This is a genomic window from Pelomonas sp. CA6, assembly GCF_022549225.1.
In the GTDB taxonomy this organism is placed as follows: domain Bacteria; phylum Pseudomonadota; class Gammaproteobacteria; order Burkholderiales; family Burkholderiaceae_C; genus Roseateles.
The window spans coordinates 154,069-179,017 of record NZ_JAKZFD010000010.1; the positions used below are offsets into that span (position 1 = coordinate 154,069).

At 67.3% G+C, this 24,949-nt stretch carries 28 protein-coding genes and 1 tRNA gene; 22 read left to right on the forward strand and 7 right to left on the reverse strand.

From position 1 onward, the window contains the following. The first annotated feature begins 6 nt into the window (after positions 1–6). Both LZ017_RS17065 and LZ017_RS17070 read left to right on the forward strand, forming a co-directional pair. The gene (locus LZ017_RS17065) at positions 7–153 is read left to right on the forward strand and encodes a hypothetical protein (protein WP_241398099.1); all 147 of its coding nucleotides are present in this window, start codon (positions 7–9) and stop codon (positions 151–153) included. A 4-nt stretch (positions 154–157) separates the two neighbouring features. Beyond that, positions 158–856 carry a hypothetical protein gene (locus tag LZ017_RS17070; protein WP_241398100.1) on the forward strand — a complete coding sequence of 233 codons (699 nt, stop codon included), beginning with the start codon at positions 158–160 and terminating at the stop codon, positions 854–856. A 42-nt stretch (positions 857–898) separates the two neighbouring features. Here LZ017_RS17070 and LZ017_RS17075 read toward each other — a convergent pair whose 3' ends face one another. Then, a complete protein-coding gene (locus tag LZ017_RS17075; RefSeq protein ID WP_241398101.1) occupies positions 899–1,810 on the reverse strand; it encodes a YicC/YloC family endoribonuclease in 912 nt (303 codons plus the stop codon). Between the two features lie 31 nt (positions 1,811–1,841). Here LZ017_RS17075 and LZ017_RS17080 point away from each other — a divergent pair, with 31 nt between their 5' ends. From LZ017_RS17080 to hemW, 5 genes are read left to right on the forward strand one after another with little or no spacing between them, the layout of a single operon-like run. Next, entirely contained in the window at positions 1,842–2,810 is a 969-nt protein-coding gene (locus LZ017_RS17080) for a serine/threonine-protein kinase (protein ID WP_241398102.1), read from the forward strand. Then, positions 2,807–3,709, forward strand: coding sequence for a PP2C family serine/threonine-protein phosphatase (locus LZ017_RS17085; RefSeq protein WP_241398103.1), 903 nt, complete (start codon positions 2,807–2,809; stop codon positions 3,707–3,709). Before LZ017_RS17080 ends, LZ017_RS17085 begins: the two co-directional genes overlap by 4 nt. Before the next feature lie 9 nt (positions 3,710–3,718). Then, positions 3,719–4,444 carry a ribonuclease PH gene (rph, locus tag LZ017_RS17090; protein WP_241398104.1) on the forward strand — a complete coding sequence of 242 codons (726 nt, stop codon included), beginning with the start codon at positions 3,719–3,721 and terminating at the stop codon, positions 4,442–4,444. Positions 4,445–4,458: 14 nt separating this feature from the next. After that, positions 4,459–5,088 (forward strand): RdgB/HAM1 family non-canonical purine NTP pyrophosphatase, encoded by a 630-nt coding sequence (gene rdgB, locus LZ017_RS17095; protein WP_241398105.1) that lies wholly within the window; start codon positions 4,459–4,461, stop codon positions 5,086–5,088. Beyond that, on the forward strand, positions 5,085–6,299 hold the full coding sequence (hemW, locus tag LZ017_RS17100) for a radical SAM family heme chaperone HemW (protein ID WP_241398106.1): 1,215 nt from the start codon (positions 5,085–5,087) through the stop codon (positions 6,297–6,299). The genes rdgB and hemW overlap by 4 nt, the downstream gene beginning before the upstream one ends. Positions 6,300–6,349: 50 nt before the next feature. Here hemW and LZ017_RS17105 read toward each other — a convergent pair whose 3' ends face one another. From LZ017_RS17105 to LZ017_RS17115, 3 genes are read right to left on the reverse strand one after another with little or no spacing between them, the layout of a single operon-like run. Further along, the gene (locus LZ017_RS17105; RefSeq protein WP_241398107.1) at positions 6,350–7,450 is read right to left on the reverse strand and encodes a chemotaxis response regulator protein-glutamate methylesterase; all 1,101 of its coding nucleotides are present in this window, start codon (positions 7,448–7,450) and stop codon (positions 6,350–6,352) included. Between the two features lie 23 nt (positions 7,451–7,473). Next, positions 7,474–8,148 (reverse strand): chemoreceptor glutamine deamidase CheD, encoded by a 675-nt coding sequence (cheD, locus tag LZ017_RS17110; RefSeq protein ID WP_241398108.1) that lies wholly within the window; start codon positions 8,146–8,148, stop codon positions 7,474–7,476. Positions 8,149–8,185: 37 nt separating this feature from the next. Then, the gene (locus LZ017_RS17115) at positions 8,186–9,037 is read right to left on the reverse strand and encodes a CheR family methyltransferase (protein WP_241398109.1); all 852 of its coding nucleotides are present in this window, start codon (positions 9,035–9,037) and stop codon (positions 8,186–8,188) included. A 234-nt stretch (positions 9,038–9,271) separates the two neighbouring features. Between LZ017_RS17115 and LZ017_RS17120 the strand changes: the two genes are divergently transcribed. Genes LZ017_RS17120 through LZ017_RS17130 form a run of 3 tightly spaced genes read left to right on the forward strand, consistent with a single transcriptional unit; the run spans position 9,272 to position 11,242 of the window. Then, positions 9,272–9,970 carry a GGDEF domain-containing protein gene (locus tag LZ017_RS17120; protein WP_241398110.1) on the forward strand — a complete coding sequence of 233 codons (699 nt, stop codon included), beginning with the start codon at positions 9,272–9,274 and terminating at the stop codon, positions 9,968–9,970. After that, positions 9,967–10,761, forward strand: a complete 795-nt coding sequence (locus LZ017_RS17125) for a MinD/ParA family protein (RefSeq protein ID WP_241398111.1) — start codon at positions 9,967–9,969, stop codon at positions 10,759–10,761. The genes LZ017_RS17120 and LZ017_RS17125 overlap by 4 nt, the downstream gene beginning before the upstream one ends. 34 nt (positions 10,762–10,795) lie before the next feature. After that, positions 10,796–11,242, forward strand: a complete 447-nt coding sequence (locus LZ017_RS17130) for a group II truncated hemoglobin (protein ID WP_374109938.1) — start codon at positions 10,796–10,798, stop codon at positions 11,240–11,242. A 28-nt stretch (positions 11,243–11,270) separates the two neighbouring features. Here LZ017_RS17130 and LZ017_RS17135 read toward each other — a convergent pair whose 3' ends face one another. Both LZ017_RS17135 and radC read right to left on the reverse strand, forming a co-directional pair. Beyond that, positions 11,271–11,939: a Smr/MutS family protein gene (locus LZ017_RS17135; protein ID WP_374109939.1), complete on the reverse strand. Its 669-nt coding sequence runs from the start codon at positions 11,937–11,939 to the stop codon at positions 11,271–11,273. After that, on the reverse strand, positions 11,936–12,610 hold the full coding sequence (gene radC, locus LZ017_RS17140; protein ID WP_241398112.1) for a DNA repair protein RadC: 675 nt from the start codon (positions 12,608–12,610) through the stop codon (positions 11,936–11,938). The genes LZ017_RS17135 and radC overlap by 4 nt, the downstream gene beginning before the upstream one ends. Before the next feature lie 91 nt (positions 12,611–12,701). On the opposite strand from radC, the gene LZ017_RS17145 reads away from it, so the two are divergent. From LZ017_RS17145 to LZ017_RS17165, 5 genes are all read left to right on the forward strand, one after another. After that, the gene (locus LZ017_RS17145; protein ID WP_241398113.1) at positions 12,702–13,145 is read left to right on the forward strand and encodes a peptidylprolyl isomerase; all 444 of its coding nucleotides are present in this window, start codon (positions 12,702–12,704) and stop codon (positions 13,143–13,145) included. A 2-nt stretch (positions 13,146–13,147) separates the two neighbouring features. Next, the gene (gene ispH, locus LZ017_RS17150; protein WP_241398114.1) at positions 13,148–14,143 is read left to right on the forward strand and encodes a 4-hydroxy-3-methylbut-2-enyl diphosphate reductase; all 996 of its coding nucleotides are present in this window, start codon (positions 13,148–13,150) and stop codon (positions 14,141–14,143) included. A gap of 91 nt (positions 14,144–14,234) precedes the next feature. Continuing rightward, positions 14,235–15,530, forward strand: a complete 1,296-nt coding sequence (gene serS / locus LZ017_RS17155) for a serine--tRNA ligase (protein WP_241398115.1) — start codon at positions 14,235–14,237, stop codon at positions 15,528–15,530. Positions 15,531–15,643: 113 nt separating this feature from the next. After that, positions 15,644–15,734, forward strand: a tRNA-Ser gene (locus tag LZ017_RS17160). Between the two features lie 309 nt (positions 15,735–16,043). Next, positions 16,044–16,274, forward strand: a complete 231-nt coding sequence (locus tag LZ017_RS17165; protein WP_241398116.1) for a hypothetical protein — start codon at positions 16,044–16,046, stop codon at positions 16,272–16,274. A gap of 196 nt (positions 16,275–16,470) precedes the next feature. Here LZ017_RS17165 and LZ017_RS17170 read toward each other — a convergent pair whose 3' ends face one another. Beyond that, on the reverse strand, positions 16,471–17,385 hold the full coding sequence (locus LZ017_RS17170) for a LysR family transcriptional regulator (RefSeq protein WP_241398117.1): 915 nt from the start codon (positions 17,383–17,385) through the stop codon (positions 16,471–16,473). A 102-nt stretch (positions 17,386–17,487) separates the two neighbouring features. Between LZ017_RS17170 and LZ017_RS17175 the strand changes: the two genes are divergently transcribed. The 7 genes from LZ017_RS17175 to LZ017_RS17205 all read left to right on the forward strand — a co-directional run bounded on the left by LZ017_RS17175 (position 17,488) and on the right by LZ017_RS17205 (position 24,854). Next, positions 17,488–18,561, forward strand: a complete 1,074-nt coding sequence (locus LZ017_RS17175) for a porin (RefSeq protein ID WP_241398118.1) — start codon at positions 17,488–17,490, stop codon at positions 18,559–18,561. Positions 18,562–18,790: 229 nt separating this feature from the next. Beyond that, positions 18,791–19,594, forward strand: coding sequence for a substrate-binding domain-containing protein (locus LZ017_RS17180; protein ID WP_241398119.1), 804 nt, complete (start codon positions 18,791–18,793; stop codon positions 19,592–19,594). Positions 19,595–19,635: 41 nt separating this feature from the next. Further along, positions 19,636–20,664 (forward strand): DctP family TRAP transporter solute-binding subunit, encoded by a 1,029-nt coding sequence (locus LZ017_RS17185; protein WP_241398120.1) that lies wholly within the window; start codon positions 19,636–19,638, stop codon positions 20,662–20,664. Between the two features lie 117 nt (positions 20,665–20,781). Next, the gene (locus LZ017_RS17190) at positions 20,782–21,249 is read left to right on the forward strand and encodes a hypothetical protein (protein ID WP_241398121.1); all 468 of its coding nucleotides are present in this window, start codon (positions 20,782–20,784) and stop codon (positions 21,247–21,249) included. Positions 21,250–21,518: 269 nt separating this feature from the next. Next, entirely contained in the window at positions 21,519–21,758 is a 240-nt protein-coding gene (locus LZ017_RS17195) for a hypothetical protein (protein WP_241398122.1), read from the forward strand. Positions 21,759–21,853: 95 nt separating this feature from the next. Further along, entirely contained in the window at positions 21,854–23,149 is a 1,296-nt protein-coding gene (locus LZ017_RS17200) for a serine hydrolase (protein WP_241398123.1), read from the forward strand. Positions 23,150–23,297: 148 nt separating this feature from the next. Continuing rightward, positions 23,298–24,854, forward strand: coding sequence for a methyl-accepting chemotaxis protein (locus LZ017_RS17205; RefSeq protein ID WP_241398124.1), 1,557 nt, complete (start codon positions 23,298–23,300; stop codon positions 24,852–24,854). Positions 24,855–24,949 lie beyond the last annotated feature (95 nt).

The following is a 24,949-nucleotide window of genomic DNA, read 5'->3' on the forward strand; positions in this document are numbered from 1 at the left end:
GGTGCCATGGACGCCGGACAGGGCGCCACCCGGCGCGAGCTGCCCACGGGTGAAGCCTTGCTGGTGGCGGATGTCGAGCCCCAGGCGCGAGGGCTGAGCGTGCAGGCGCATGCTCAACGGGTGCTGGTGGCGCTGGGCGCGGGCGCCACTTGATCCCATGACGGTGGTGTCGGATCTGCGGTCGTCCGTGAACGCCAGCCGGGAGCCGGACTGGCGCGGGGCCGCACGCGCCTTGCTGTCGGGATGCGTCGATCTGGTCGGCGCCGACCTGCGGCTGGCGCTGATGGAGCAGGTCTGCCGGGGGCTGGGCGATGCGTTGTATCCCGACTTCCTGACCCTGCTGGCCTATATCGGCGAGAACGGCGATGCCCAGGTCCGGGCGGTCGTCGCCGCCGCCCTGCTGGAAGGGCTGCAAACAGGGCGCATCCCGAGCGGCCGTCGCCAGGCCTGGGGCGGCGCCCGGACGGGCTCGGCGGCCTGGCGCTCGCTGGGACCGTTGGAGTATCTCTGTGCGGCGCAGGATCCCGCAGCTCGGGCCCTGCTCGACGCAAACCCGCCCATCACCGCCGATCCATCGGCGGAAGCGCGCTTTCTGCGCGAGGGACAGGCCATGCTGCGGCTGCTCGACAGCGATGATCGGGCGCGGCGGCTCTACATCGAGCGGCTGGTGGCACTGGCCGACGATCCGCTGGAGGGCGGACTGTCGCGGCAGGCGCGTGCCGGGCTGCAGGCGATGGCCACGGCCTGGCGACAGGGCGAGGGCCCCGACACGGTTTGTCGGCGCTACCTCGAAGCGGTGGGGGCGGACCGGTCCCGTCCGGGCCCCGGGCAGGGCCTCAGGTCGTTGTTTGTTTGAGGTCTGCCAAGGGCCGCTGAGGTCCGCGGCCACCGCGCACCCTCACTCCAGGTTCTGCACCTGCTCCCGCAGCTGCTCGATCGCCACCTTCATGTCCAGCGAGATGTTGGTCAGCTCCAGCGCCACGGCCTTGGAGCCCAGGGTGTTGGCCTCGCGGTGCAGTTCCTGCATCAGGAAGTCCAGGCGCTTGCCGATCTCGCCGCCCTTCTTCAGCAGGCGCTCGGTCTCGTCGAGGTGGGCGCGCAGGCGGCTCAGTTCCTCGGCGACGTCGATGCGCAGCGCATAGGCGGCCGCCTCGTTGAGCGCGCGCTCCTGCAACGCCTGCTCGCTGAGGCTCTGGCCGGCGCCGCTGGCGCTCAGCGCTTCCTGCCAGCGTTCCAGGAAACGTTCGCGCTGGCGTTGGACCGCGGCCGGGATCAGCGGCTCGGCCTGCGTCGCCAGCGCACGCAGCGTGGCGATTCGCTCGCGCATCATCGCGACCAGCTTGGCGCCTTCGCGCTCGCGCGCTTCCAGCAATCCGTCGATGCAGCGGCGCGCGGCCTCCAGTACCTGCTCGTCCTTGACGCTGGCGCCGCCGCCGCCGCGGCACCATTGCAGCGCTTCCTGGACGCTCAGGCCCTGGGCCTTGGGCAGCCAGGCCTGAACCTGGGACTCCAGCCGCGCCAGCCGGTTGAGCTGCTCCGGCTGCGGCTGGGGCCAGGTGTTGTCCCCCTCGCGCTGGGTGGCAATGCGCAACTCGACCTTGCCGCGGCGCAACTGGCCGGAGCAGAGTTCGCGCAGCGCAGGTTCCAGCCCGCGCAGCTCGTCCGGCATCTTGAAGACAAGGTCCAGGAAACGGCTGTTGACCGAGCGGACGTCGATGCTGAACTTGCTGCCGGCTTCGTGGGGGGAGTCGGCGTCGGTAGAGGGTTGTGCCGAGGCGCTGGCATAACCCGTCATGCTGTAAACTGGCATGAGCAATCGGTGGAGAAATCGAACCGCGATTATGTCAAAGCCGAAACCGGCACCCCTGCCTGCGGGCACCGTGGTAGGGGGCTACCAGATCATCAAAAAACTGGCGGCGGGGGGCTTCGGTGTGGTGTACGTCGCCGAGGACCCCGAACGCCATTTGGTTGCGCTGAAGGAGTATCTGCCGGCTTCGCTCGCGGAACGCTCCCCGGGTGAACTGACGCCGCGCGTCAAACCCGAAAAGCAGCCGCTCTATCGCCTGGGCCTCCGAAGCTTCTTTGAGGAAGGGCGCTCGCTCGCGCAGATCTCGCACCCCAGCGTGGTGTCGGTGCTGAACTTCCTGCGCGAGAACGAGACCGTGTACATGGTCATGAACTACCTGCAGGGCGACACGCTGCAGGACTTCATCGTGACCGCGCGCGACCTGAAGCGCGACAAGGTCTTCCGTGAATCCACCATCCGCTCGCTGTTCGACGAGATCCTCAAGGGCTTGCGCATCGTGCATCAGCACAAGATGCTGCACCTGGACATCAAGCCGGCCAACATCTTCATCACCAACGACAACAAGGCCGTGCTGCTGGACTTCGGCGCCGCGCGCGAAGTGCTGAGCAAGGAAGGCAACTTCATCCGCCCCATGTACACGCCCGGCTTCGCCGCGCCCGAGATGTACCGCCGCGACGGCTCGCTGGGGCCCTGGACCGACATCTACGCCATCGGCGCCTGCATCTATGCCTGCATGCAAGGGTATCCGCCCAATGACGCGCCGCAGCGCCTCGAGAAAGACCGCCTGGGCCTGAGTCTGTCGCGGCTGCGCAATGTGTACTCGGACAACCTGCTGGAGGTGACCGAGTGGTGCATGTCGCTGGACCCGCTGAGCCGGCCGCAAAGCGTGTTCGCACTGCAGAAGGAACTGGCGCGCGAGACCGAGCGCCGCTACACCAAGCTCAGCTTCAGCGAACGCCTGAAGCTGCAACTGGAGAACCTCAAGTCGGGAGCCAAGGCGTGAGGTTTGCGGTGTACCAGGTGAGTCGCCGTGGCGGACGGGAGAAGAACGAAGACCGGATGGGCTATTGCTACACCCGGGAGGCGGGCCTCTTCGCGCTGGCCGACGGGATGGGCGGGCATCCGGAGGGCGAGGTCGCGGCGCATCTGGCGCTGGAAACCGTGGCCAGCCTGTTCCAGCGCGAGGCCCAGCCGGCGCTGAAGGAGCCGGCGCGCTTCCTCGAGGAAGGCATTCTGATGGCGCATCGGCGCCTGCTGAACTACGCCGCCGAAAAGCGCCTGCACGACACGCCGCGCACCACCATCGTGGTCGGACTGATGCAGCATGGCCAGGCCTGGTGGGCCCATTGCGGCGATTCGCGGCTCTACCTGGTGCGCGATGGCGAGCTGTTCGCTCGCACCCGCGACCATTCCTACAGCGAGCTGCAGGAAGCGCTGGGCCGCCACGCGGCCGGGGCGGAGAACTTCAACCGCCATGTGCTCTTTACCTGCCTGGGCAGCCCGGGCAAGCCCATGATCGATGTCGCCGGGCCGGTGCTGCTGCAGCGCGGGGACCGCATGATGATGTGCTCGGACGGGCTGTGGAGCTCTGTCGGCGACCCGGACATCGTGCGCCACCTGGGCGACCGCGTGGTCGCCGATGCGGTGCCCGAGCTGGTCGAGCAAGCCCTGCGCAAGGGCGGCGCGCGCAGCGACAACGTTACCGCGCTGGCGGTCGAATGGGAGGGCGAGGACGAGCCGCCCGACAGCATCTCCACGCAGAGCCTGGACGACCAGGGCTTTGCCTCCACGATACAGACCGCGGTCGCGGCCCAGGAGGGCCAGCTGACCGAGGCCGAGATCGACCTGGCGGTGCGCGAGATCCAGGATGCGATCCGCCGCGCCGGCAAGAAGCACCACTGAAGGAATCCCATGACCGCTGTCCGCCCCGAGGGGCGTGCCGCCGACGCGCTGCGTCCGGTGCGCATCACCCGCCATTACACCTGCCACGCCGAAGGCTCGGTGCTGATCGAATTCGGCAACACCAAGGTGCTGTGCACCGCGTCGGTGGAAGAGAGGGTGCCGCCGCACAAGAAGGGCTCGGGCGAAGGCTGGGTCACGGCCGAGTACGGCATGCTGCCGCGCGCCACCCACACGCGCAGCGACCGCGAGGCCGCGCGCGGCAAGCAGAGCGGCCGCACGCAGGAGATCCAGCGCCTGATCGGGCGCGCGCTGCGCGCGGTGTTCGACCTCGGCAAGCTGGGCGAGCGCAGCATCCAGCTGGACTGCGACGTGATCCAGGCCGATGGCGGCACCCGCACGGCCGCGATCACCGGTGCCTATGTGGCGGCCCATGATGCGGTGAGCTGGCTGCTGGCCCAGGGCAAGATCAGCGAGTCGCCGCTGCGCGACGCGGTGGCCGCGATCTCGGTCGGCATCAAGGACGGCCAGCCGTTGCTGGACCTGGAGTATGTCGAGGACTCTGCCTGCGATACCGACATGAATGTCGTGATGACCGGCGCCGGTCATTTCGTCGAGTTGCAGGGCACGGCCGAGGGCGTGGCCTTCACGCGCGCCGAGGTGGACCGCCTGCTCGATCTGGCCGACCAGGGGATCCGCGAGCTGCTGCAGGCGCAGCGTCAGGCCCTGGGTCTGTGACGGGGGTGGCACCGATGAAGACCCTGGTCCTGGCCTCCAACAACGCCAAGAAGCTCAAGGAGCTGCAGGCGCTCTTCGTGCCGCTGGGGCTGGAACTGGTGACCCAGGGCAGCCTGGGCATCGCCGAGGCCGAGGAACCATACCCCAGCTTTGTCGAGAACGCGCTGACCAAGGCGCGCCACGCGGCGCGGCTCAGCGGGCTGCCGGCGCTGGCCGACGACTCCGGGCTGGCCGTCGAGGCGCTGGGCGGGGCGCCGGGCGTGCTGTCGGCCCGCTACGCCACGCTGTTCGGCCGCGAGAAGAGCGACGCCGAAAACAACCGCGTGCTGCTGGAGCAGCTGGCGCCGCATGCCGCCCCCTGGCGCGCGCGCTTCGTCTGCGCGCTGGTGGCGGTGCGCGCGGCCGAAGACCCGGAGCCTCTGATCGCGATGGGCCGCTGGGAAGGCGAGATCCTGGCGGCGCCGCGCGGCGAGGGCGGTTTTGGCTATGACCCGCTGATGTACATCCCGGCCGAGGGCGCCAGCGTGGCTGAACTGCCGGCTGAACTGAAAAACCGCGTCAGCCATCGCGCGCTGGCCTCCGCGCAGCTGATCGAGCAATTGCGCCAGGTCTGGGGCCTGACGCCGCTGCGGGCGTCACCATGAACCCCCAGCAGGGCCCCGAGCGCCTGGTGCAGCTGATGCGCCCGGGCACCTTGAACCTGGCCGCGCTGCCGCCGCTGTCGGTCTATGTGCACCTGCCCTGGTGCCTGCGCAAATGCCCGTACTGCGATTTCAACTCGCACGAGTTCCGCGGCGGACGGGAGCTGGACCGGGACAGCGCGCGCGCCTATCTGGAGGCCTTGCGCGCCGACCTGGAGGCTGCGCTGCCGCTGATCTGGGGCCGCCCTGTGGTCTCGGTCTTCATCGGCGGCGGCACGCCCAGTCTGTTCGCGCCCGAGCAGATCGCCGAGCTGCTGTCCGACCTGCGGGCCCGGCTGCCGCTGGAGCCCGGCTGCGAGATCACGCTGGAAGCCAACCCCGGCACCTTCGAGCGCGATCGCTTCGCGGGCTTCGCGCAGGCTGGCGTGACGCGGCTGTCGATCGGGGTGCAGAGCTTCGCCGACGACAAGCTCCAGGCCCTGGGTCGGGTGCACAGTGGCGCGCAGGCACGGGCGGCGGTGGACGAGGCGGCGCGGGCCTTCGCCACCTTCAACCTGGACCTGATGTATGCGCTGCCGGGCCAGACGCTGGCGGACCTGCGCGAGGACTTGGCGGTGGCGCTGGGCTTCGCGCCACCCCATCTGTCGGTGTACCACCTGACCCTGGAGCCCAACACGGTCTTCGCCAGCCGGCCACCGCGGGATCTGCCCGACGCCGACCTGGCCAGCGAGATGCTGGACCTGATCACCGAGCGCACCGCCGCGCAGGGCATGGCGCGCTATGAGGTGTCGGCGTATGCCCGTGACGGCCATCGCTGCACTCACAACCTGAACTACTGGCAGTTCGGCGACTATCTGGGCCTGGGAGCGGGGGCGCACAGCAAACTCAGCTTTGCCCACCGCATCCTGCGCCAGGTGCGCTGGCGCGAGCCGGCGGCCTACATGGCGCAGGCGGCCCAGGGACGGGCGGTGTCCAACGAACATGAGGTGGCGCGCGGCGATCTGCCTTTCGAGTTCATGCTCAATGCGCTGCGGTTGCGCGAGGGGCTGCCGCTGACAGCCTTCCTCGAACGCACCGGGCTGCCGCCGTCCAGCATCGCCAAAGGCCTGGCGGCCGGCCGTGCCAAAGGCCTGCTCACGGACGACCCGGCCCGCATCCAGGCGACGCCGCGGGGCTTCGACTTCCTCAGCGACCTGCAGGGCCTGTTCCTGTAGCGGCAGGGGCCCTGGCGGGCCCTGAAGGCCTGCTCGGGGAGCCCGGCGCGTCAGACCCGGTTCAGCGAGATCCCGGCCGTGCTACGCAGGCGTTCGATCAGGCGGCTGGCGATCTGGTTCAGCGGCAGCACTTCGTCGGCCGCGCCGGCGGCGATGGCCTCGCGCGGCATGCCGAAGACCACGCAGCTGGCCTCGTCCTGGCAGATGTTGTAGGCGCCGGCGTCCTTCATCGCGCGCATGGCGCGGGCCCCGTCGGCGCCCATGCCGGTGAGCATGATGCCCAGCGCGTTGGGCCCCACGACGCGGGCGGCGGAATTGAACAGCACCTCCACCGAGGGCTTGTGCCGGTTCACCGGCTCGCCGTCCTGCACGCGAGCGATGTAGTTGGCGCCCGAGCGCTCGATGCTGAAGTGCATGCCGCCGGGCGCGATGTAGCCGTGGCCGGGCAGGATGCGCTCGCCGTCCTGTGCTTCCTTGACGCGGATCTTGCACAGGCCATCCAGGCGCGCCGCATAGCTGCGTGTGAAGCCGGGCGGCATGTGCTGCGTGATGCAGACCGCGGGGCAGTCGGCCGGCAGGTTGATCAGCACGTCCTTGGTCGCTTCGGTGCCACCGGTGGAGGCACCGATGAAGATGATCTTCTCGGTGGACAGGCGGCCCAGGCTGGCGATCGTCGGCGCGGGCGGCTTGGCGGCCGGCGCGGCGCCCGGGGGCGGCGCATGGGCCGGTGCCGGCGGCAGGCGGCGGATGTGCGCCTTGCTGGCGATGCGGATCTTGTCGGTGATGTCCTGGGCCAGCGCGCGTATGCCATCGGCGACGCCGATCTTGGGCTTGGCGACAAAGTCCACCGCGCCCAGCTCCAGCGCCTTCAGCGTGACTTCGGCGCCGCGCTCGGTCAGCGTGGACACCATCACCACGGGCATGGGGCGCAGGCGCATCAGGCGCGACAGGAAGTCCAGCCCGTCCATCTTGGGCATCTCGACGTCCAGCGTGATCACGTCCGGATTCAGGCTGCGTATCATCTCGCGCGCCGCGAGCGGGTCGCTGGCGGCGCCTATGCATTCCATGTCGGGCTGTCGGTTGATGATCTCGGTGAGGATGCTGCGCACGAGCGCCGAATCGTCCACCACCACGACGCGGGTCTTGGTCATCTTGACTCCTTGGGTGGTACGGATCAGAACAACTCGACCGAGCCGCCGCTGCTGGCGACGGGCAGGGCCTTCTGGGCGGCGATGCGGTCTTGCTGCACCAGCGCCTCGCTGTTGGCCGGCGCCAGTCGCTTGACCATGGCCTTGCCGCTGTGCGGCAGGAAGCAGACCTTGCGCGGATAGATGTCCAGCACGTCCTTGGACACGACGGGGATGCGTTCCAGCTTCAGGAAGTCGAGCACGAAGTTGGTGTTGCGCTCTCCCACGTTGATCGTGTTCATGCCTGAGATCACGGCGCCGCCGCCGAAGATCTTGGCTTCCATGCGGCTCTTGGATGCGCCGCGTTTCATCATCTCGTTGATCAGCAATTCCATGGCATAGGAGCCGTAACGCCCGGAGTCCCCCTGACCCTCGGGCAACATGAAATGGTTCATCCCGCCGATTTGTGCGTGGCGATCCCACAGGCAGGCGGCGATGCAGGAGCCCAGCGTGGTCATCACCAGCAGGTCTTCGTTGTCGACGAAGTACTCGCCGGGCAGCACCTTGACCGCGGCGTTCTTGAAGTGGGCATCGTAAAAGAAGAACGAGGCTTCGCCCGGCTTGCGGGACTGTGCCTTCAGTTGCGCGACGCGCGCGGCGCCGGCGCCGGCCGCCAGCAGGGAGCTTGCCGGGGCGGTGGACGTGGCTGGAGGCATGCTCATAGGGTGCCTTATCGGATGGCTGGTGGCTTGTCTTGAGTCAGACTCGTTCGTAGATGGTCTTGCCGCGCAGGCGGAACAGGTCCCGGGACTCGGTGAAGTTCTCCGAATGGCCCACGAACAACAGTCCGTGCGGACGCATGACCTTGTGGATGCGCTCCAGCACCTTGCGCTGGGTCGGGGCGTCAAAGTAAATCATCACGTTGCGGCAGAACACGATGTGAAAGGGCTCGCCCAGCGACCATTGCGCGTTCATCAGGTTCAGCGTGCGGAACTCGATGTTGCGCGCCAGTTCGGGCTTGACGCGGATGCGGCCCTCGTTGGCGCCGGTCCCCTTCAGGAAGAAGCTGCGCAGCCGCTGAGGCGACAGCCCGCGCGAGTCTGCCGCGTAGACGCCGCGCCGCGCCGTGTTCAGCACATTGGTGTCGATGTCGCTGGCGACAATTTGCACGCCGGAACCGCCCAGCGATTCATGGCAGGTCATCGCGATGGAATAGGGCTCCTCGCCGGTGGAGGCGGCGCAGCACCAGATGCGTACCGGGCGGTCCTGGATGTGGCGCAAGTCCTCGGCCAGCGAATGGAAGTGGTGGTCCTCGCGGAAGAAGGCGGTCAGGTTGGTCGTCAGGCAGTTGACGAACTCCTGCCATTCCGCCTCGCCCTGCGGGCCGCTGATGCCTTCCAGCCACTGCAGGTAGCTGGCGAAGGAGCGGTGGCCGGTGTCCCGCAGGCGGCGCGACAGCCGGCTGTAGACCATGGCGTGCTTGCCGTCGTGCAGGCTGATGCCGGCATGCTGATAGATCAGCTGGCGCACGCGGTCGAAGTCCGCGCGGCTGAAGCTGAACTCGTGGTCTATGGTCTCGGCGGCCGAGGCGGGCGGCGGTCCTGCACGCATGGGTATTTTTGTTGTCCTGCTTCTGTTCGGACAGGCGGCTTGGCCGCTGCCTGCCTTCCATGGTTCATCGTCGGATGGATGAACGGATTGTGATGGCTGGGCAGTCTCAACGCTACAGATAGTGCGGCATCCTGTGAACAAGCCGTCATACCGGCCATTTTTTCCGAGGGCCGCACAGAGCGGCGCGGATAGACTCCGGGCCACAGACAAACCGATTGGGAAGTATTGGCCAGCATGAATGACCCGCAGCAACTGCGCCTGGAGATGGCGCTGCAGTTGTTGAAGCAGGCCGGAGCGATGCTGCCGGAGGCGCAGCCCGGCAGTCCGGAGTGGCTGCAGGGGTTGATCGACGCCCTGTGCGACCTGTCCAGCCGCGATGCGCTGACCGGACTGGTCAATCGGCGCAGCTTCGAAATGGCGCTGGCCCGCGAGGTGGACCGCGTGACGCGCACCGGCGAGCCCGCGCTGCTGCTGGTGTTGGACATCGATCATTTCAAGGCTGTCAACGACAGCTACGGCCATGGCGCAGGCGACCAGGTCATCAAGGCGGTGGCCGGGGCGCTGAGCCAAACGGTCCGGCCCATGGACCTGGTGGCGCGCATCGGGGGCGAGGAGTTCGCGATCATCCTGCCCAACTGCCCGGTCAGCTTCGGCGAGGCCGTGGCGGAACGGCTGCGCGAGCGCGTCGCGGGCATGGTGGTGCCGGTGGGTTCCGGCCAGTCGGTCAGCACCACGATCAGCATCGGCGGCGCCTTCGCGCCGCAATGGGTGCGCTCTTCGCCGCTGCTGTGGCTGGAACGCGCAGACCGCCAGCTCTACCGGGCCAAGGCCGAAGGGCGCAACCGGGCTTGTCTGGAAGGTCACGTGGATTCGCTGGTCAGCGCCGAAGAAAAGGGCCTGCTGTTCGCAGCCACGCAACAGGATAGTGAATGAATACGACGACAATTCCTGCTGCATCGAAGACAGGTAGCCGCTCGGGCGCCCGCACGCTGGCGGTGACCAGCGGCAAGGGCGGGGTGGGCAAGACTTTCGTGACCGCGAATCTCGCCGCAGCCCTGGCCGCGCAGGGCCAGCGCGTGCTGGTGCTGGACGCCGACCTGGGGCTGGCCAATCTGGACGTGGTGCTGAACCTGCATCCCAAGGTCACGCTGCACGATGTCTTCACCGAAAAGACCACGCTGGAACAGGCCATCCTGCCGGCACCGGGCGGCTTCCATGTGCTGCTGGCCGGCTCGGGCATGGTGGAGTATTCGCGCCTGACTCCCGAGCTGCGTGACAAGCTGCTGCACATCATCGAATCGGTCAAGCCGCGTTTCGACTGGGTGTTGCTGGACACCGGAGCCGGCATCTCGGACGTGGTGCTCTTCGCGGTGTCGATGGCCACCGACGTGCTGGTGGTCGCGACGCCGGAGCCCACCTCGCTGACCGACGCCTACGCCACGATCAAGGTGCTGGCCACACAGCAGGAGCGGCGCCAGGTGCGGCTGGTGATCAATCAGGCCAACCGCCCCGGCGAGGGCAAGCTGATTTGTGGCCAGCTGCAGCAGGTGCTGCAGCGCTTCGTCGGTGCCCAGACTTTCCGGCTGGAACTGCTCGGCGAGGTCCGCAACGACCCCATGGTGCGCCAGGCCGTGCTCAAGCGCCAGCTGCTGCTGGAGCAGTTCCCCGGTTGCGATGCGGCGCAGTCGATCAAGACGCTGGCTGCGCGGCTGCTGGCGTCCTGAGCGGGGCGTCTTCAGGCCCTAGACTGTGGGCCTGATGAGCGATATTCCTTCTTCCCCCATGCCCGACGCCGAGGACGACCGCCGCGCGGCGGACGCGCCGCGACCGGCGACGCCATTCGACTGGGTCGGCGGCGAGGGCGCCGTGCGCGCGCTGGTCGACCGCTTCTACGACCTGATGGACCTTGAGCCGCAGTACGCCGAACTGCGCGCCATCCATCCGACGCAGCTGGACGGCTCGCGCGACAAGCTGTTCTGGTTCCTCTGCGGCTGGCTGGGCGGGCCGGACTACTTCGTGCAGCGCTTCGGCCATCCTCGGCTCAGGGCGCGCCACCTGCCGTTCAAGATTGGTATTGCCGAGCGTGACCAGTGGATGGCCTGCATGCGCCAGGCCATGGCCGAATGCGCGCTGGACCCGGAATTGCAGCGGCGCCTGGATGCCTCGCTGATGAACACCGCCGACTGGATGCGCAACACGCCTTGATCGCGCTCTGATCCTGCTTTGAACACGCTCAGGCCAGCGGCGGCGCCTGCAGCAGGACCATCAGCGCGCCGCTGCCGCCATCACTGGCGCGCGCCTGCACAAAGGCCAGCACCTCCTGCTTCTGCACCAGCCAGCGTCGCACGCGGGCCTTGAGCACCGGCTCCCGGCCGGGCGAGCCGTTGCCCTTGCCATGCACCACGCGCACGCAGCGCATGCCGCGCCGCGCGCTGTCATGAATGAAACGCCCCAGCGCCTCGCGGGCCTGGTCGCGGCGCAGGCCGTGCAGATCGATCTGGCCTTGCAGCGTCCAGTGGCCGCGGCGCAGTTTGCGCACCGTGTCCTGGCCGATCTCCGGGCGGCGGAAGGACAGGGTCTCGTCGGTTTCCAGCAGCGAGTCGACATCGAACTCGTCGGACAGCGCCTGCAGCCAGGCCTCGCGCTCGTCCGCCTCGCGCTGTCGCGGCTCGGGCGCCGGCAGTCCCGCGGGTCTGAGCAGCACCCGGTTGCGGTCGGGCAGGCGGGCGACGGGCCCGACGCTGAGCTCGAACAGCCGTGCCTCGCGTTCGCGCGCCCGGGCCGCTTCCGCCTCGCGTTGGCGGCGTTCTTCGTCGGCGCGCCGGCGCTGCGCCAGTTCGCGCTGCAGCTCGCGCAAGTCCTGCAGGCTGTGCAGGCGCAGAGGGGGCGTGCCGGTGCTCACATCAGGCCCCGCTCGGCCATGGACAGGGCACTGCCGGCGCCGATGATGAAATGGTCCAGCACCCGCACGTCGATCAGGCCCAGCGCGCTCTTCAGTGCCTGGGTGAGCAACTCGTCGGAGCGCGAAGGCTCGGCCTCGCCGGACGGGTGGTTGTGCGCCAGGATGGCCGCGGCGGCGTTCAGCTCCAGCGCGCGCTTGACCACTTCGCGCGGGTAGACGCTGGTCTGTGTCAACGTGCCGTGGAACAGCGTTTCCATCGTGATCAGCCGGTGCTGGGCGTCGAGGAACATCACCGCGAAGACCTCATGGTCCAGCGCATCCAGATGCAGCCGGAGGTAGTCACGCACCAGCTGCGGCGAGTCGAACACCGGCGTCCTGCGCAAGGGTTCGCGCAAGGCGCGCTGGGCGATTTCCAGCACCGCGGCGATCTCGGCCCGCTTGGCCGGGCCCAGGCCTTTCACCATGCCCAGCCGGTGCGCGTCGGCGCGCAGCAGACCGGTCAGGCCGCCGAACTGGTCCAGCAGTGCCTGCGCCAGCTGCAGCACCGTCTGGCCGGCGCTGCCGGTGCGCAGCAGCAGCGCCAGCAGCTCGGCGTCGGCCAGGGAGCCGGCGCCGTGCGCCAGCAGCTTTTCGCGCGGGCGGGAGTCGATGGGGAGGGTTTGGAAGCTCATGAATGCAGGTGCGGCGGGGAGGATTGTGGGCCACAGCCTAAAATCCGGGATCGATTTTAAAAAGTGCCCCCTTGATGGGGCGTCAAACGCCGTGAATCTCGTTCAAGCCGGATCCTTCCTGACCCTGCACTACCGTCTCGCCGGTCCGGACGGACAAGACGTGATCAACACCTTTGCCGACAAGCCCGCCACGCTGTCGCTGGGCAACGGCGAACTGGCACCGGCCATCGAGGCGCGGCTGATCGGCTTGGCCGAGGGCACGCGGACCCAGTTCGAGCTGGCGCCTGGCGAGGCGTTCGGCGAGCGCAATGCCGAGCTGCTGCAGCGCGTCAAACTCGAATTGCTGCGCCAGCTGGGCGATCCCGACGAGCAGTACCAGGTCGGCGACGTCGTTCAGTTCCCCACGCCAGACGGGCAGGGGCAGTATGCCGGCGTGGTGCGGGAGATCGGCGAGGACTGGCTGCTGTTTGACTTCAACCATCCTCTCGCCGGCCAGGCGGTGAGCTTCGAAGTGCAGCTGATCGGGGTGCTGTGAGCATGGCAGCGGCATCCAACCTCCCGGACGACGCGGACGGCAAGGCCATCCTGCTGGCCGAGCCGCGTGGCTTCTGCGCCGGCGTGGACCGTGCGATCGAAATCGTCGAGCGGGCGCTGAAGAAGTTCGGTGCCCCGATCTATGTGCGCCACGAGATCGTGCACAACACCTATGTGGTGAACGACCTGAAGGCCAAGGGCGCGATCTTCATCGAAGAGCTGTCCGAGGTGCCGCCCGGCGCCACCCTGGTGTTCTCGGCCCACGGCGTCAGCCAGGCCGTGCGCCGCGAGGCGGCTGCGCGCGGCTTCCAGGTCTTCGACGCGACCTGCCCGCTGGTGACCAAGGTGCATGTGGAAGTGGCCAAGCTGCGCAAGGAAGGCTACGAGTTCATCATGATCGGCCACAAGGGCCACCCCGAGGTCGAGGGCACGATGGGTCAGCTGAACGACGGCATCTACCTGGTCGAGGAGGCCGCCGATGTGCCCCATGTCCGTGTCAAAGATCCGTCTCGTCTGGCGGTGGTCACGCAGACCACGTTGAGCGTGGACGACGCCGCCGAGATCCTGGCTGCGGTGAAGCAGCACTTTCCGCTGGTGCGCGAACCCAAGAAGCAGGACATCTGCTACGCCACCCAGAACCGCCAGGACGCCGTCAAGGTGTTGGCGCCGCAGGTGGACGTAGTCGTCGTCGTCGGCAGCCCCACCAGTTCCAACAGCAACCGGCTGCGCGAACTGGCCGAGCGCCTCGGCACGCCGGCCTACATGGTCGACGCGGCCAGTGACCTGAAGCCCGAGTGGCTGGAAGGGCGCTCGCGCGTGGGTCTGACGGCCGGAGCCTCGGCGCCGGACGTGCTGGTGCAGGCCGTGATCACGCGGCTGCGCGAGCTGGGCGCCACCGCGGTGCGCAGCCTGCAGGGCGTGGAGGAGCATGTGCGCTTCCCGCTGCCTCTGGGCCTGGGCGACAAGTCCATGGCCGAGGTCACCAGCGAACGATCCTGATCCGCGCTTGCCTCCCGCGCCCCGCGATGGCGCGCGTCGCTGCGCGCGCCGGTCGCCCAGACCCATCGAACCGCATTCGAAAGAAAAACCCATGCTAGACATCAGCCTGCTGCGCAAGGACCTGGACGCCGTCATCGAGCGCCTGAACGCGCGCAAGAACCCGCAACCCTTCCTGGACGTCGAGCGCTACAAGGCCTTCGAGGCCGAGCGCAAGGCGGTACAGACCCGCACCGAGGAGTTGCAGGCGCGCCGCAACGCGCTGTCCAAGCAGATCGGCATGGCCAAGGGCAAGGGCGAGGACGCGTCGGCCCTGATGGCCGAGGTGGGCGGGATCGCCGACGAACTGAAGGCCGGCGCCGAGCGCCTGGACGCGATCCAGCACGAGCTCAACCATCTGCTGATGGGCGTGCCCAACCTGCCCGACGCCAGCGTGCCGCCGGGCACGGACGAGAGCGGCAACGTCGAGGTGCGTCGCTGGGGCCAGCCGCGCAGTTTCGATTTCGAGGTCAAGGACCATGTGGACCTGGGCGCTCCGCTGGGCCTGGACTTCGAGACCGGCGCCAAGCTCTCGGGCTCGCGCTTCACCTTTCTGAAAGGGCCGGTCGCGCGCCTGCACCGTGCGCTCGCGCAGTTCATGCTGGACGTGCAGACCGCCGAGCACGGCTATACCGAGTGCTATACGCCCTATATCGTCAACCGGGAGATCCTTGAAGGCACCGGCCAACTGCCCAAGTTCCGCGAAGACATGTTCTGGGTGCTGCGCGGCGGCGACGACGAGGCGCAGGAGCAGTACCTGATCTCGACCTCGGAGATCTCGCTGACCAACACCGTGCGCGAGAGCGTGCTCAAGGCTGAGGAACTGCCGATCAAGCTGACCGCCCACAGCCCCTGCTTCCGCTCGGAAGCGGGCTCGGCCGGCCGCGACACGCGCGGCATGATCCGCCAGCATCAATTCGACAAGGTCGAGATGGTGCGCATCGAGCAGCCCGAGCACAGCATGGCGGCGCTGGAGGAAATGACACTGCACGCCGAAGCCATCCTGCAGAAGCTGGGCCTGCCGTACCGGACCATGCTGCTGTGTGGCGGCGACATGGGGTTTGGGGCCACCAAGACCTATGACCTTGAGGTCTGGCTGCCGGCGCAGAACACCTACCGTGAAATCAGCTCCTGCTCGAACATGGGCGCCTTCCAGGCGCGCCGCATGCAGGCCCGCTACAAGAACGCGCAGGGCAGGAACGAGCTGGTGCACACGCTCAACGGCTCGGGCCTTGCCGTGGGCCGTACGCTGGTCGCGGTGCTGGAGAACTATCAGAACGCCGATGGCAGCATCGGCGTGCCCGAAGTTCTGCGTCCCTATCTGGGCGGTCTGGAGGTTCTGCGGGCCTGATCCGGGGTGGTGAAGGGTCCCAGCCCACAAGTCTGCAAGAAGTTCTTGGCTTCTCCCGAAAACTGGCTATACTAGCGGGCTTACTCGCAAACAACCACGCGAGCACCGAATCAGGAGAGGTGGCAGAGTGGTTGAATGTACCTGACTCGAAATCAGGCGTACGTGAATAACGTACCGAGGGTTCGAATCCCTCCCTCTCCGCCAAAATGCTTGTTAAATCAAGCACTTAAAAGCCCGCTTGAAGCGGGCTTTTTCTTTGGCTGGTGGTGTCGTTTCCGCAATTTCCGCAACTGCGTTTCCGCAGTTCAGCGGGTTGGGGCGACCTTTTCGCCGCGGCGCCTGTATACCCGGCGTGTGAGTGCCTCGCTGCTGTGGGCCAGCGAAGCCGAGCAGGCGCTGCGCAAGCCTCAGGTCATCACGTCGCTGGATCGCGTCGGAGAAATCGATGCTGAGCTGGCGCGCGACTAGGCCCGGGCGCATGAGCTGTCCGACCCGGCCGTCGGGTACGGCCAAATGTTCGATGCTGAACGGACCGAACTGGCGCGTCGGCTTCAGGAGCTGCGCGCGGAGCGCGATGCGCTGTCTCGCGACTGGCCCTCGGCGGTTCCCGGCGCCACCACCAGCTTCAGCACGGAGGCTGGCGCAAAGCTGAACGGTCACTATGCGCCAATGGAGGCCGGCGATCTTCAGACGTCGCACGACATGAACCTACGGCCAAACCCGATCTATCCGCAGGAGTTGTAGCCGCGCGAGCGCGACCGAGCCGCCAGCGAAATGCAGGTGTCCGGCATCGTTCAGCGCATCGATCCCGCGCGCCTGGGCCTGGCGGTCCCCGGACTCACCGCAGCGTGTTGCGCAGCAAGCTCCCCATGCCAGTGGTCGTTGGCCGGTGGTAGTTGCAGTGACGATGCGCGCGCAAGGCTCAATCGGTGCGCATGCGTCAAGGGATGCTTGGCGGCATCGCCAGTTCGCTGCGCAGTGCCTGCACCAGCGCCTGCGCTGGCCCGCCCAAGCGCCGACCCTGGCGGGTGATCAGGCCCAGGGTCCGCTCGATACGCGGCTGCTTGAGCGGCACCCCCACCAGAACGGCCCCGGCCCGCATGGACAGCGCCAGCCGCGGCACCACGGCCACCCCCAGCCCCGCCTCCACCATGCCCAAGGCGCCGGACACGTGGTTGGCCTCGAACTGCACCGTGGGCCGCTGTTTCAGGCGCGACAACGCCTGGTCGATCAGCACCCGGTTGCCGCTGTCGCCGGTCACCGCCACCATGGGCTCGGCCAGTAGGTCCCGCCAGCTCAAGTCAGCGCGCTGCGCCAAGGGGTGGTCGGACCGCAGGGCCAGCACATAGTCCTCGGTCAAGAGCGGCTGGAAGTCGATCTCGGGGTGCGAAGCACCGGTGAAGCTCAAGCCCAGCTCGGCTTCGCCCGACTGCACCGCGCGCAAAACCTCGGACGCCCCCTCGTCGAGCATGCGCAAGCGCACCCCGGGATGGTGGGCGGCCAACCGGGCAAAGGCTCGCGGCAACAACGCGCTGGCCACGGTGGGGATGCAGGCCACGGTGAGACTTGCGGCACGGCGCGCCACCTCCCGCTCCACCTCATCAACCCCGGTGCGCAGGGCTGCCAAGCCGCGCTCGGCATGGGTCAGGAACTCCCGCCCCTCCGGCGTCAATGCCACCCGGCGTGTGGTGCGCTCCAACAGCCGCACCTCCAGCACCTGCTCCAGCTGGTCGACCCGACGGCTGAGGGCGGGCTGCGAGAGGAACAGCGCGTCAGCCGCTCCCTTGAAGCTGCCCGCATGCGCCACGGCGACGAAGGCCTGGACTTCGTCCAAGGTCATATTGATGCGCTTCATGGAAAAGTGATTCTGAATAATGCACTTAACAAATAAGTGTGCCCGTTGCACCATCGCTTCACAAGCAGGCGCCCACGCCTTCAGAACACATCGGAGACATTCTTGAAGCAAAAGTCCATCCTGTCGGCAGTCTTCCTGCTCTTTGCAGCCGGTGCCGCCGTGGCGCAAGGCAGCGTCGTCGTTGGCGGCATCCTTGACTCCGCTGTCCGCTACGTCCGCAACGACGGCGGCGGCTCGATCAAGTCGCTGGTGAGCGGCTCTAACCAGACGAGTCGTCTGTACTTCCGCGGGGACGAAGACCTTGGCGGCGGGCTTTCAGCTGGCTTCTGGCTGGAGTCTGGCGTGAATGCCGACACCGGCACCAGCTCTGGCGGCACGCAGTTCTTTGACCGTCGGGCCACCTTGTCGCTGTCGGGCCGGGGCATCGGTGAGCTTCGCCTGGGCCGCGACTATGTCCCGACCTACGCCATCTGGGTGCGCCATGATCCCTACTCGCACGTCGGCGTAGCCGGTTCGAACAATTTCTCGTCCTCCTCTCAACAGGGGCCGATCCGGAGCGCGTTCGGCACGGGCCCGAATACGACGGTCCGATCCAGCAACACCGTGGCATACCTGCTTCCGTCCGACCTCGGTGGACTCGAGGGTGGCCTGATGGTGGCTGCCGGCGAAGGCGGAACCGCAGCGAATGGCCAGGACAAGCTGATCGGTGGTCGCATCGGGTGGCAGAGCACCAGCTTTGGCGCGCATGCCAGCCGGGTGGTCACCTCCAATGACCTCACGGCGTCCGGCAAGTTCAAGGACACGCTGTTCGCTGTGAACGGGAGTGTCGGTCAGGTGCGGATGAACGCAGCGCTGCGCAAGTATGAACAAGCCCTGTCCGAAGAGACCATCCTGTTGCTTTCGACCGTGGTGACCTTGGGCCAAGTCGAGCTGAAGGCGTCCTATCTGCGGGCCAATATGAAGGGCAAGGTCGGCACGACGGTGATTGACGCCAACGATGCGACGCAGATCGGCCTTGGTGCGGTCTACAGCTTGTCCAAGCGGTCGGCGCTGTATGTCCAAGGTGCTCGCATCAACAACGACGGCAAAGCAAGCTTCTCAATCCCAGGGGGATCGACGATGGTCGCCGGCGGCAGTTCCACGGCCTTTGAAGCCGGCATGCGCCACAACTTCTGACGCGGCCCCCCAGCCGCAAACGCCGACTGGGTGAGCGGCTCGGTCCGTCGACGCACCGCCGGCGACGGGAAGTTCTTCGCCCGACAGGTCACAAGCCCGCGGCGCTGCAGCGTCGCTCCCTTCTGCGGTCCACCCTGGGGCTGGCGCAGCGCCGCCTCCCGCTCTATCTCATCGAACCGGGTACCGAGGGTGCCCGACGCACCCTCGCTTCACATCCAGGAGACAAGCCATGATCCACACCCGCCGCGGCCACCCGCCGCTGCCCCACCTCGCCCTGCTCGTCGTCATCAGCCTGATGCTGATGCTGGTCGGCTCCGTCGCCCGGGCCGACGAGGTGCGCGTCGTGAGCTCCGGCGGCTTCGCGGCCGCCTACAAGGCCCTGGCGCCGGCATTCGAGAAGGCCACCGGGCACACCTTGATCAGCAGCTGGGGCCCTTCGATGGGCGAGACGAAGAACGCCATCCCCCAACGGCTGGCCCGACAGGAACCCATCGACGTGGTGATCATGGTGGGCAGTGCCCTGGACCAACTCGTGGCCCGGGGACAGCTCGACGGGGCCACTCGCACGGAGCTGGCCAGCTCGCGCATCGCATTGGCTGTTCGCCGCGGCGCGCCACAACCCGCCATCGCCACGGTGGAGCAACTCAAGCAGGCGCTGCTCGCGGCCCAGTCCATCGCCTACTCCGACAGCGCGAGCGGCGTCTACCTGTCGCAGGTGCTGTTCCCCCGACTGGGCCTGGCGGAGGCCTTGAAGGGCAAGGCGCGCATGATTCCCGCCGAACCCGTGGGCCAGGTGGTGGCACGGGGTGAGGCGGAGCTCGGCTTCCAGCAGCTCAGCGAGCTGCAGCACATCGAGGGCATCGACGTGGTCGGCCTGCTGCCCGAGGCCGCACAGGAGGTGACCCAGTTCTCGGCCGCGGTGGTCCGGGGCGCCGCTCATGCCCAGGCGGGGCAGGCCCTGATCCGCTTTCTGGCCTTGCCTGAAGCGGCGCCCATCATTGATGCTACCGGCTTGACCGCCAACCACCGCTGAGCCGACGCTCACGCCTATTCCTAACGATTCGGAGACCTTCCATGACACGTCGTACCTTTCTGCTGGCCAGCCTGGCCACCGGTCTGACTTGCGCACTCGCGCCCACCCTCGGCCACGGCCAATCCCCATCGGCACCCATCATCATCAAGTTCAGCCATGTGGCTGCGGTGGATACGCCCAAAGGGCAGGGCGCCGAGCGATTCAAGAAGCTGGCCGAGGAACGTACCAAGGGTCGAGTCAAGGTTCAGGTTTATCCCAACAGTCAGCTCTACAAGGACAAGGAAGAGCTGGAGGCGCTCCAGTTGGGCTCGGTGCAGATGCTGGCGCCCTCGGTGTCCAAGTTCGGTCCCTTCGGCATCAAGGCGTTCGAAGTCTTTGACCTGCCTTTCGTCACGCCGGACCAGGCCAGCTATCAGAAGGCCGTGGGCAGTGATTTCGGCAGCGCGATGCTGAAGAAGCTGGACGCCAAGGGCGTGCGCGGCCTGGCCTATTGGGATGCCGGCTTTCGCGTCGTCACCGCCAACAAGCCGCTTCGCAAGCCCGAAGACTTCAAGGGCCTGAAGATCCGTATCAACTCGTCCAAGGTGATCGACGCGCAGATGCGAGCCGTGGGCGTCATTCCGCAGACCATGGCGTTCTCCGAGGTCTATCAGGCGCTGCAATCCGGCGTGGTGGACGGAGCCGATGTGACGCTGTCCAACGTCTACACCCAGAAGCTGTACGAGGTGCAGAAGTACGTGACGCTGCTGCATCACTCGCATCAGGCCTATGCGGTGGTGGTCAACCGCCAGTTCTGGGAGGGCTTGCCCAAGGACCTCCGGGACACGCTGGAGTCCGCCATGGCCGACGCCACCACTTACGCCAACGGTCTGACGCTGGCCGAAGAGCGCAACGCCTACGACAAGATCAAGGCGGCCGGCAAGGCCGTGCTGATCGAGCCCACGCCGGCCGAGCGCGACGCCATCCGTGCCGTGATGGTGCAGACCCACAAGGACATGGAAGGCCGCCTGGGGCGTGACACCATGCAGGCCTTGTACAAGGCGACGGAGTTCAACGTCGGCAAGCGTTGATCGCTGGCTCCGTGCATCCGGCATCGGCGGGGCGCGAACAGGATTCAACCAGGGACGAACGACCCCTCCTGCTTGAGCTTGCGACAACGGCCTGGACTGACATGTGCGGAGGCTTGCATGCATCCCGAACTCAAGAAGATCGCCGACGAGCTGGAATCCTCCGGAGGCCATCGCGAGCTGGCTTTGCGCTTCGGCCTGGCCTGCGTGGAGGACGTGGCCGGCAACCTGGAGAGCGATGACGTCGTCGCTGGCCTCGAGGGCTTTCGTGCTTGCCTGGCCAACTTCGGGCCGGAGGCCGAGGCCCAGCTGAACGACTTGGCTGAGGCGATGGCGTCGCTGGCCGCCAGCCATCCGGGGTCACGGTCGATCGACGGAACACGGCATGCCGCGGTGTCAGCGACCTACGCGCTGGCCAGGGCCATGCGCGGGCAGGCCATCGAGGCTGCCGCCTATGCCGCCTACTCGTGCGTCTATGGGTACGGTGCTTACGCGGTCTCGGACCCAGAGGCCTTCTCCGAGGTGCATGGCAGGCAACTGGAACGACTGAGAGCCCTGAAGCACGTAACGACGCCCGCCGGTTCGTGATCGCTGTTGGACCCACTCGCCCCTGTTGTCCTCTGCCCAGCGAATCGCGGCCTCCCCCTCCGCCCGAATGGCTTGTGAATCAAGCGATTGGGAAACCCGCCCTCGGGCGGGTTGTTCGTTTCTCCGGCTGCCTTGCCAGGGGTTGGGCGCGGCTCTCCAAGCCGCCAGCGCGGCGCCTCCTGTCGCTTTCGCTGACGTCGTTTCGTTGTTCTAGGTAAATCCCCCGTTGTATTCACCGCGGCGCGGGACGGTGCTGGGGGCACCGAACCATGGAAGCAATCACCGTGCGGCGGTCTCATCCTGAGACAGGACGAGTCTGGACCTTCCATCTGGAAATCCTGAGTCGCAAGAACACCGAAGATGGCGCCGCCATCGTGTGGCAGGGCGAATCGGTCTCCGATGGCCTGCAGGTCCATCTGCGTCAGCGCGAGACGCTGCTCAAAGATCGGGATGCGGGGCTGCCACTGGAGGCCCTGGCGGAGGTTCTGGTCGACGGAGAACTGGGTTAAGGTGGCGCGTGGCCGCTGGCGTAGCGAACCCCGCTGTCTTTCACCCAGCCGGTGGCCCCGTGTCAAACCCGCCACCACTTCCGGAGAGTTTGCTGATGCATCGTCTCGCAACGGCTGCCGCCGCGCTGCTCGTCAGCTCATGGGCGTTTGCCGCGCCCCCCGACGCCCTGGCCAGCGACCCCGCCCGCATGGGCTGGATGAAGGGGGCTCCACCGCCCAGCGATCGCACGCTGCGTTTTGCCGATGGCAGCTACGCCGAGTTCCCGGCCTGGCGCTGGAGCGTGGCCCATTTCCGGGAGCTGATGCCCACCGTGCAGGTCTCGCGCGGACTGGGCGCCCCCGCGCCACTGCCGCGTGCCGAGCGCGATGACCTCGATGCGCTGAGTTTCACGCCCCTGGGGGGCGATGCGCCAATCACCTGGGCCCAGTCTCTGGCTCTCAGCTATACCGATGGCGTCGTCGTGCTGCATCGCGGCCGCATCATCTACGAACGCTATTTCGGCGCACTGACGGAGGATGGGCAGCATGGACTGATGTCGGTCACCAAGTCCTTCACCGGACTGCTGGGGGCCATGTTGGTGGCTGAAGGACAGCTGGATCCGGTCCGTCGGGTTTCCGACTATGTGCCGGAACTGGCCCGGTCGGCCTTCGGCAGCGCCACGGTGCGCGAATTGCTGGACATGACCACGGGCATTCAGTTCAGCGAAGACTATGCAGATCCGCAGGCCGATGTCTGGCGCCACGCCCAGGCCGGCAGCCCCTTGCCCAAGCCCAAGGAGTACCGGGGACCGCAGAGCTATTACGAGTTCCTGCAGACGGTGAAGCCCCAGGGCCGTCATGGCGATGCCTTCGGCTACAAGACGGCCAACAGCGATGCGCTGGGCTGGGTGATCGCGCGGGTCAGCGGGCGCTCGGTGGCGGAGCTGCTGTCGGAGCGCCTATGGCGCCGCATCGGCGCCGAGCAGGACGCCTATTTCACGGTCGACTCGATAGGCACACCCTTCGCGGGAGGAGGGCTCAATGCCGGCCTGCGTGATCTCGCGCGGGTCGGCGAACTGCTGCGCAACGAAGGCATGCTGAACGGTCAGGCCATCCTCCCCAGGGCGGCGATCGACGACATCCGGCGGGGTGGGTCCCGGACCGCCTTTGCCAAGGCAGGCTACCGCCTGCTTACCGGCTGGAGCTATCGCAACATGTGGTGGGTCACGCACAACGAGCACGGCGCCTACATGGCGCGTGGCGTGCATGGACAGGCACTGTACATCGATCCCAAGGCCGAGATGGTGATCGCGCGGCTGGCCTCCCATCCGACGGCGGCCAACGCCGCCAATGATCCCGTGTCGCTGCCCGCCTACCACGCACTGGCTCAGCACCTGCTGGCGCATCCCTGACGCCCCCTTCGTCGCTCGCCGCAAGGGCGGTTTGTGACGTTGTTTGCTTTAAAATGATAAAATTGATCTTATTGATTGATTCATTTGATTAAGCCGCTACCATCAACGCACGTCGTGATTCAAGGGAGTTCATATGAACGGCAGGACGATGCGTATCAGGACCCGGCTGTGCCTGGCCTTCGGGGTGCTGGCGGTGTTTGTATTGCTGGTGGCGCTGCTTTCGCTGCATTCGCTGGGACAAGCCAACGAGGACTTGGCCCATTACGTGGAGGGGGTGAACGCCCGCGCCACGTTGGCGGCCGAGGTCCGCAATGCCGTCGACAAGCGCGCCATCGCGGCGCGCAATCTGTTGCTGGTCACCCGGCCCGCGGACATCGCAACGGAAAAGGCCTCCGTGGAGAGCGCCCAGGCGGATGTCGTCGAAAAGCTGGCCCGGTTGCAGCGCATGGCGCGGGCGGAGGATGTCTCGCCACAGGCGCGCCAATTGATCGCCGAGATCGCAGATGTGGAGCAGCGTTATGCCCCCGTCGCGCTGCGCATCGTCGAACTGGCGCTGAAGGGTGAGACGGCCCAGGGCACCACGATGATGATCGAGCAATGCCGGCCGCTGCTGGACGCGCTGGACAAGGCGTCCGACGAATACAGGCGGCAAACCGAGACGAACGCCCAGCGGCGCGTCGAGGAGGCGAATGAACAGTACTCGACGCAGCGCAACGAGCTGATCGTGCTGTGCTCGCTGGCCTTTGTCGCGGCGGTGATCTCGGGCTGGCTGATCGCTCGCGGTCTGTATCGCGATCTGGGTGCGGAACCGGGCGAGCTCAGCGCCGCCGCCCGCAAGGTCGCGAACGGCGACCTCGGTCCCGTGGTCGGCGCCGCGGCCGCCACGGCGGGCAGCGTGCTGGCTTCGCTGGGCAGCATGCAGGAAAGCCTGGCGCTCATCGTGGCGCAGGTGCGCCAGAGCTCCGACTCCATCGCCACCGGTAGCACCGAGATTGCGACCGGCAATGCCGACCTCAGCCAGCGCACCGAACAGCAGGCCAGCGCGCTGCAGCAGACGGCGGCCACGATGGAAGAACTGGGCAGCACGGTGCGCCAGAACGCCCAGCACGCCGAGCAGGCCAACCAGCTGGGGCAGGGCGCGTCGGACCTGGCGGTCCGCGGCGGCGAGGTGGTCGGCGAAGTGGTCCAGACCATGCGCGGCATCCAGCAAAGCTCGCGCAAGATCGAGGAGATCATCGCGGTGATCGATGGCATTGCCTTCCAGACCAACATCCTCGCGCTCAATGCCGCGGTGGAGGCCGCGAGGGCTGGTGCGCAGGGGCGTGGCTTTGCGGTCGTCGCCGGCGAGGTGCGCGTGCTGGCGCAGCGCAGCGCCGCCGCAGCGCAAGAGATCAAGGGCCTGATCACCGACAGCGTGGACCAGGTCGCCAAGGGCTCGTCCCTGGCCGACCGTGCGGGCCATGCGATGGGCGAGATCGTCGCGGCGATCCGCAAGGTCAGCCAGATCGTCGGTGAGATCAACATGGCCAGCGCGGAACAGAGTTCCGGCGTGGACCAGGTCGGCCAGGCGGTGGCTCAGATGGACCGTGCGACGCAGCAGAACGCGGCCTTGGTGGAGCAGAGCGCGGCAGCGGCGGAGAGCCTCAGGCACCAGGCGGATTCGCTGGTTCAGACCGTGGCGGTCTTCCGCATGGCGGTGGCATGATGACGGCGTCGAGCAGCGGTCTTCTGCGGCGCGGCCTGAATCCCGAATGTCCGGGCGGTGGCTCGGTCGGTATTCATGCCCTCTTCATGGGCTGG